This is a genomic window from Allorhizocola rhizosphaerae (assembly GCF_003426775.1).
Classification (GTDB): domain Bacteria; phylum Actinomycetota; class Actinomycetes; order Mycobacteriales; family Micromonosporaceae; genus Allorhizocola; species Allorhizocola rhizosphaerae.
Window position 1 is genome coordinate 1 of sequence record NZ_QJUG01000305.1, and the last position, 8,069, is coordinate 8,069.

Here is an 8,069-nt window from a genome sequence, read left to right on the forward strand (position 1 = left end):
GGTCGGCGTCGGCCAGCGCTGCCAAAGCCGCCGTGAGATCGTCCGGGCGGCCCGGGGCCGACGCGGCGGGCGCACCGGCGAAGATGCGCTCCGGCGGCTCGCGGCCCAGTACACGCAGGGCGGTCGGAGCCAGATCCACCAGCTCCAGATAGCCGTCGCGCCGCCCGGTCGTCACCGACGTCAGCCAACCCCGGTCCCATCCGGGCCCATCAATGCACACCAGATGCAGCCGCCCCGGCAGTCCGGTATCCGACACTCCCGCCACCACGATCGTGGAGTTCGCCGGCCGTTCCGCGTCCAGGCGGGCAAGCAGCGCGTCCGCCTGCTCGGCCTGCTCGGCCCTTTGCGACGGCTCCGCGGCGGAGATCGTGCCCAGCTCGACAATGCTCAGGATGCACGTCGAAAGCAGCGCGGTGGCCTCGTCGGGAAGTGTTGGCACGTAACGGTCCACACGCCCGAACGGGCGCGCCGCCGCGACGGCCGCCCCGGCTCCCACGGCTGTCGTGCAGCGCACCGACTCGGCCAGCGCACCGGGCACGGCGCCGTACGGCAGCCCATGCTGCGCGTTCACCACGGACGGTTGGTCGGGCAGGCTGCCCCCCAGCTCGTCGGGCCGCTCGATGGCCACCTCCAGCGGCGGGCACTCGACCTCGACCGTGTCCGCCGTCCGCGCGGCGAAATTGCCCGCGCCGAGGGTCACCCACCCGTCACCCGGGCACGTGGGCACGTGCGCCGACCGGACCGTGAGCGACCCGATCGACCCGCGCTGGGCCAGCCGCCACAGCGTGGGCGTGGCCTGCTCCGACACGTCGTCCCAGCGCAGCCCCGGCGCGCCCGCGACGATCACGTAGTCGGCGCGCGTCTGGGCCGCCGCGGAGGCGGGGACGGGTACACAGATGACGAGCAGGGCGGCCGCGAACAGGAGGCGCATCACAATTCGGCGTACACCTTCTCCACGTTGGCCACGGTCGACCGTTCGTCGGGCAACTCCCGCGCCCGCGCGCTCCCGCGCTCGGCGAGATCGGCGCGCAGCGCCGGATCGGACGCCAGCCCCTGGAACGCCTTGTCCAGCGCCTCCACGTCGCCCGGCGGGATCAGCACGGCCGCGTCGCCCACCAGCTCAGGTATGCCGCCCACCGCCGTCGCGATCAGTGGCAGCCCCGACGACAGGGCCTCCTGCGTGAACAGCTGGCGCGCCTCCCACACGCTGGTCACGAGCGCGACATCGGCCGCGGCCAGCAGGTCGGCCACGTCGGTGCGGTGGCCGAGCAGGGTCACGGGCGCGCGCAGCTCGGAGATCTGCGCCGCGAGGTCCAGATAGGACGGACCCTCGCCGGCGACGAACACCCGCACGTGCAGATCGCGCCAGCGCGCCGCCGCCTGGACCAGCGTGTCGTAGCCCTTCTGCGGGTGCAGCCGGCCCACGGACACCGCCACGAGCTGCTCGTCGGTCACGCCCAGGGCACTGCGCATGGCCGACCGCGTGCGCTTCGGGGGCCGCAGCGCCGGCGCAGCGATCGGAGCGAACCGCACATCCGGCGCGCCCACCGCCTTGGCCCGCACGACCAGATCGCTTGACGCGCACAGGGTCACGGCCGCCGCCCGCCCCACGATCCGCTCGACCAGGGTGTGCATGCGGCCCCGCAGACCGCCGCGCAGCGGGGCGTTGTGCCAGGTCACCACGAGCGGGCAGGCCGGCCGGGCCAGCGTGGCGGCAAGACCGGCGCGCAGCCCGTGCGCGTGCACGACCTCGGGCTTGACCGTCGCCAGCAGGTGCCGCAGCGACCGCACCGCACGCATGTCGCTCGGGTGAAGATTGGGCGGTATCTCGAGGGCGTAAAACGACGCGCCCCGCGCGGTGAACCTGAACTGCCTCTCGGTCGCCGCCGGGCCCGCCACGTCCACGGTGTTGCCGTTGGCGGCCAGCCCCTCGGCGAGGCTCGCGACATGCGCGCCGATCCCACCCGTGCTGGATGCCAGGACCAGCATCACGCGTCGTGCCGTCATCGACCCACCCTCCAGACCGCGGCGAACACCAGCAGAGCGGCGCTTCCCGCTAGCATGCCCTCCCAGATCAACGGCCAATCCCGCGGGGTAGCGGCAAAAGCCACCAAAACCGCCGCACCGGCTGCCGCCAATCCGACAGTGAGCGCCTTCGCACCACCGCGCAACGCCTCCCGCCCGCACCGGCGCGCCACGCCCACGGCCAGCGCCACGCCGAGCACGGTCATGCCAATGGAGTTGGCCACCGCGAGCGCGAGCGGGCGCTGGCCTTCGTCGAGCAGCGCGCTCAACGCGAACGCCGCCACGACCGCGACCGTCCAACCCAGACCGATCGCGAGCGCGGCAAACCGTTGCGCCCCAACAGCATAGAGCGTCCGCTGATACAGCGCAGCCATCCCGTACCCGATCAGCCCCGGCGCAAACCCGATGATCGCCAGCTCCAGTGAACGCGAGCCCGCGTCCGGCATCACCAACCCGCTGATCGGGTGCGCCAGCACGACCAGTCCCGTGGCGCCCAGGCAACTCAGCCACAAAATCGCCGACCCGGTCCTGGCCACGAGCCGCTCCCGGTCGGCCGAGGTCACGATCGATGGGTAGGCCGCCGTTGCGGCGGGCACGGCCAGCACCGCCCACGGCAGCAGATAGAACGTCTGCGCCAGGTTGTACGCAACGTTGGACCCCTCGGGCCCCGCGAGCGCGAGCCGGATCACCACCAACAGGGCCAGCTGCTGCGCCACGACGGTCGCCGCGCCTGCGAGCGCCAAACCCCTTGCGGCGCTGGGCAATTCGAGTGTGGGCCGCACCCCGATCCGCAACCGGCTCACCGGAATCACCAGACACAGCGACAGCACGACCACCCCGAGCGTGGTGCCCACGGCAAGCAGCACGAGCTGTCCACGTTGGACCGATTCGAGGCCCGGCCGTGTGCCGGCCGCGGCCGCGAACGCCAGATAGGTGGTGATAACCGTGACGCTCGACAGCAGCGGCGCGATCACCGGCCACGCGAACCGCCGATGCGCCTGCAGGACTCCCGTCAGCACGATCCCGATGCCGTACAGGGGTAGCTGAGGCGCGAAGATCTGCAGCAGCAGCGTGCCCGCCTCCCGCTGCGCCTCCCCCGCCCCGGGGGCGAGCAGGTCGATCACCGGCCCGGCCAGCAGCGCCAGCAGCCCGGCCAACGGCACGAGCAGCAGCAGCGTCCATGTCAGCAGCCCCGACGTCACGTCCTTGACCGCTTGCCGATCCCCGGCGGCGACCGGCCCGGCCAGCAACGGCACCACCAGGCTCGCCAACGCGCCACCGGCGACAATCTCGAAGACGACATTGGGTACCGTATTGGCGGCCAGATAGATATCGCCCAGCTCGGTCGGCCCGACCGACAGCGTGAACACCACGTTGCGGGCAAACCCGAACACCCGGCTGGCGACCGTCAGGACGGCGATCAGCGTGGCCGCGCCGGCGATCGTGCCCCTCAGGAGCGTCTGCCCCACTCGTCCACGCGCCGCAGCATCGGCGTGTCCGCGATCACCTTCGTGAAGCTCACCTTTTCGCTCGCCAGCGTCAGCGCCGTGAGCCCCGCGAGGATCGCCAACCGCCCCCACGTCCCGGTCCGGGCCGCGATGCCAACGCCGAGCACCGCGCCCAGGGCGTTGGCCCCGGAGTCCCCCAGCATGATCTGCTCGTCGAGATCGGAGCGCAGCAGCGCGCCCGCCGCACCGACCGGACCGGCCATCTCCTTCATGGGCGCGCCCACGGCCACGCCCACCTTGAGCGCCCGCCCCGGCCGCAAATCCAGCAGGTTCAACAGGTTTGCCGCGCCCGCGATGACGCCCGCGCCAAGGAGCACATCCACCTTGCGACGCCGGGGCAGTAGTGCGGACGCCGCCAAGGCCGCGGCCCCCACGCCCGCGATCTTCACCATCCCGCTCGTGACACGCCCCTCCCGCAGCGCGCCCACGTGACCGCGAAAACCCTTGTATGCCTTCTGCTCCGGCCGTGCCCCCACGATGTCGTCATAGAGCCCGACCGCCCCGCTGCCGAGCCCTGCGGTCAGCACCGCCGGTGCGGTCCGCCTGTCTCCCAACGCTCCGGTCACGCTGGCGGCCACCGCCAGCGCGGGTCCGCCCGCGAGGCTCACCGTGCGGCCGCGAAAGTTGGTCCGCTCCAAGGCGGTTATGGTGAAGGCTCTTGTGAGCGCCTGCGCGATCACCGCACCCAACAGCGCGCGCAAACCCCGCCACGCAGCTCGACCGCCCACGTCGTGGGGCGGCCGTGAGCCGGCTCCGGTTATCACTTCTTGTCCTGCGGCACCTGCGAGCTCGACTTCGGCCCGACCCCGTAGTGCCCGACCCGGTTGGCGCTCAGCTGCTCCCACACCGCGAGGGCCGTGGCCACCTGCCCCTGCGCGGTCGACGAATTGTCCACAGTGGAGATGCTCTTGGCCAGGGCGGCGTCGTCGCGCACCTGCCCGACCAGGTTGCCGTCGCCGCCGAGCACGCCGGCCACCACGGCCACACTGACCTTGTCGAACTGCACGAGCGTGGTCGCCTGGGCCACCGTCTTGCCGCCCGCCTGGCGATCGGTGGGCGGGGCGCCAGACACGAACACCACCGCTTCGGCGCCGTTGGTCACCGACCCTTCGACGTTGAGATAACCCGCTTTGTTGTACGCCGTGAGCACCTCGGTGACATCGGTGGGTGTGATCGCGAGCGTCCGGTCGAGCAGCACGGTCGCGAGCAGCGCGCTGGATGTCTCGGCTCCGTAGCTGTTGACCGGCAGCGCCGAGTTGGGCACGCTCGCCGGCTGCGACCGCGACGCCAGGTCCAGCAGCGGATTGCTCTCCTCGCTGGCGAAGAACTTGTCCTGGAACGTGACCGTGCCCGCGAGCTTGGCCCCGGCGATGGTCAGCTTGTTGGCGATCCCCTCCATGTGGTTGACCCCCGACGGGAGCACGACGAGCAGGATGCGCCGGTTGGCGAGCTTGCCGTCGAGCATCACGGGAGCCGCCTCGTTGACGTACTGCTCCTCGCGGTTGGCCTGGTCGGTCAGGCCCGTCACCTGCTCGCGCAGCTGCATGTTGGCCTTGCGCAACGCGTCCACCTGTTCGCCGAGCGCGTCGGCTGCCGGGCCGTTGAGCGCGGCGGTGCCGACCACGAGCCCGATCGCCAGTGCGAGGAACACGGCGGTCAATGACACGACGTGGTACCGAAAATTGATCACCTTGATCGCACCTCAAGCCTTAAAACAGCTGCTGCAGGTCAAAGACCAGATTGTCCCACCACTCGGCGGCCAGGGAGAGATAGGCCTTGCCCACTGTCGACACCGCCACAGCCGCCGCCATCGCCGAGATCGCGGACAGCACGAGCAGCAGCACGGACGAGCCGGAAATGCTCTGCTTGTAGAGCCGGCTCACGCCCTTGGCCTCGACCAGCTTCCCGCCCACGCGCAGCCGGGTCAGGAACGACGAGGCCATGCCGCCGCGCCCCTTGTCCAGGAACTCCACCAGGGTGCCGTGCGTGCCGACCGCCACGATCAGGGCCGCGCCCTTCTCGTCGGCCAGCAGCATCGCGATGTCCTCACTGGTCGCCGCTGCCGGGAACGTGATGGCGGGCACACCCAGCTGGTGCACCCGGGCCAGGCCCGGCGCCCGGCCGTCGGGGTAGGCGTGCACGATGACCTCGGCGCCACACCGCAGCACGTCATCGGTCACCGAGTCCATGTCCCCGATGATCATATCCGGCGAGTATCCGGCCTCGACCAGCGCGTCCGCGCCCCCGTCGACCCCGATGAGCACGGGCTTGAACTCGCGGATGTAGGGCCGGAGCACCTCGAGGTCGAGCTTGTAGTCGTAGCCGCGGACCACGATCAGGCAGTGCCTCCCGGAGATCTGGGTCTTGATCTCGGGCACGCCCACGCCGTCGAGCAGCAGCTCGCGCTCCTGCTTCAGATACTCCATGGTGTTCGCCGCGAACGCTTCCAGCTGCACCGACAGCCCTTCGCGGGCGTCGAGCATGGCCTTGCCCACGGTCTCGTCGTCCTGCCGCACCCCGTGCGCGACGGGTTCGTCGCCCATGAAGACCGTGTTGCCGTCGACGCGCACGAAGTCGCCCTCGCGCACCTGCTGGAAGATGCCCTCGCCGAGGTCGTCCAGCAGCGGGATGCCCGCCTCGACCAGCACCTGCGGCCCGAGGTTGGGATAGCGCCCGGAGATCGACGGCTTGGCGTTGAGCACGGCCGCCACACCGGCGGCGACCAGCGAGTCGGCCGCCACCCGGTCGAGGTCAACGTGGTCGATCACAGCGATCTCGCCCGGCCGCAATCGACCGACCAGACGCTTGGTCCGGCGGTCGAGCCGCGCTGTGCCGGCGAGAGTGCCCGGTTCGGCGTTCCGGGTCCGGCGCAATGTCGGTAGGCGCATCGCTAGCCATCCTGGCATGAGAAGAAGTACTTCCGGTAAACCGACACCCCTTGATCCGTTAGTTGCCAGGGAGTTTTCAGCCAGCTCGTTCCCGTTGCGCCACGGTAAGGAGTTCTTCCGCGTGCGCTATGCCCAAATCTGAGTCCGGCAAACCTGCCAGCATGCGAGCCAGCTCACGGGACCGCTCCGCCTCCTCGACCACCCGCACGCCGCTGGTGGTGATCGCTCCACCTGTGTCCTTGGCCACCACCAGATGGCGGTCGGCGAACGCCGCCACCTGTGGCAGGTGTGTGACCACGAGCACCTGGTGGTTGCGCGCCAGCCGCGCCAGCCGCTTGCCGATCTCGACCGCCGCCGTGCCGCCCACACCCGAGTCGACCTCGTCGAACACGAGCGTCGGCGGGCCGCCCACGCCCGCGAACACGACCTCTATCGCGAGCATCACTCGGGACAGCTCACCGCCGGAGGCTCCGCGTTGCAGCGGCAGCGACGGCGCGCCCGGATGCGCCAGCAGCCGCAGCTCCACCTCGTCGGCCCCGTCGGCGTTCACGCCGGACTCGACCCCGTCGACCACGAGCGACACGTCGCCGCCCGCCGCCCGCGGCGAGACCACGACCTCGACCCGCGCGTGCGGCATCGCCAAGCCGGCCAACTCGTGGGTCACCAGGTCGGAGAACCGGACCGCCGCCTCGCGTCGCGCCGCACGCAGCCGCGCCGCCACGCCCGCCACCTCACCGGCCAGGCGCTCCAGCTCGCGCTGCATCTCCTCCAGCGCCTCGTCGGACGTGTCCAAAAGCGACAGCCGCTCCTTGGCCCGCTCCGCCCAGGCGATCACACCGTCGACATCGTCGGCGTATTTGCGGGTCAGCGTGCGCAGCGTGGCCCGGCGCTCGTAGATGGTCTGCAGCCGCGCCGGGTCAGCGTCCAAACTGGCCAGATAGCCCGACAGCTCGACCGCCACGTCGGCCACCAGCGTCGCGGCCTCCTCCAGCCGGCCCGCGTATTCGCCGAGCTTGGCGTCCACACCGGATTGTGCATCCAGCGACCGCCGGGCCGTGCCCAGCAGAGTGCTCACATCCTCGGCCTCGACCTCGCCGCCGCCCCCAATCGCTTGGTACGCAAGCTGAGCCGCCGTGCGCAGACCCTCCGCATGCTCCAGGCGTTGCGCCTCGGCGCGCAGCTCCTCATCCTCACCCTGCTGCGGGTCAACCCGGGTGATCTCGTCGAGCCCGAGGCGCAGCAGATCTGCCTCCTGATGCCGCTCGCGCGCGTTGCGCCGCCGGTCGTCCAGGTCGTCGGCCACCGCGCGCCAGCGCGCGAACAGCTCCTTGAACTCCACGAGCAGCTTCTCGTGCTCGGGCCCGGCGAACCGGTCCAGCGACGCGCGTTGCTCGGCCGGGCGCAGCAGCCGCAGCTGGTCGGACTGCCCGTGCACCGCGACCACCTGCTCGCCCACCTCCCCGAGCAGCGACACGGGCACGGAACGCCCGCCGACGTGCGCCCGCGAGCGGCCCTCGATGGTCACGGTGCGGCTGAGCAGGAGGCTGCCGTCTTCGTCCGGCTCGGCCCCGGCGTCGGCGACGCGTGCGGACACGGCGGCCGCGGTGTGCGCGGGCAGCCGCAACCGGCCCTCGACCGTCGCCCGGCC

Annotated in this window: 6 protein-coding genes and 1 pseudogene; all 7 read right to left on the reverse strand. The window is 71.4% G+C overall.

Annotated features, from left to right (window positions below):
• Positions 1-931, reverse strand: a pseudogene (locus DM816_RS37980) (hypothetical protein); the annotation flags it as partial.
• Positions 931-2,007, reverse strand: a complete 1,077-nt coding sequence (locus DM816_RS37985) for a glycosyltransferase family 4 protein (RefSeq protein WP_117215336.1) — start codon at positions 2,005-2,007, stop codon at positions 931-933. The gene DM816_RS37985 and the pseudogene DM816_RS37980, both read right to left, overlap by 1 nt.
• Positions 2,004-3,494, reverse strand: coding sequence for a murein biosynthesis integral membrane protein MurJ (gene murJ, locus DM816_RS37990; protein ID WP_162908255.1), 1,491 nt, complete (start codon positions 3,492-3,494; stop codon positions 2,004-2,006). Before murJ ends, DM816_RS37985 begins: the two co-directional genes overlap by 4 nt.
• Complete coding sequence (locus DM816_RS43230; protein ID WP_425455328.1) at positions 3,476-4,261, reverse strand: hypothetical protein; 786 nt, start codon at positions 4,259-4,261, stop codon at positions 3,476-3,478. Before DM816_RS43230 ends, murJ begins: the two co-directional genes overlap by 19 nt.
• Before the next feature lie 32 nt (positions 4,262-4,293).
• A complete protein-coding gene (locus DM816_RS37995; RefSeq protein ID WP_117215338.1) occupies positions 4,294-5,223 on the reverse strand; it encodes a copper transporter in 930 nt (309 codons plus the stop codon).
• Between the two features lie 19 nt (positions 5,224-5,242).
• Positions 5,243-6,421, reverse strand: coding sequence for a putative cytokinetic ring protein SteA (steA, locus tag DM816_RS38000; RefSeq protein WP_117215339.1), 1,179 nt, complete (start codon positions 6,419-6,421; stop codon positions 5,243-5,245).
• Between the two features lie 76 nt (positions 6,422-6,497).
• A partial coding sequence (recN, locus tag DM816_RS38005) for a DNA repair protein RecN (protein WP_117215340.1) occupies positions 6,498-8,069 on the reverse strand: 1,572 nt, incomplete at its 5' end.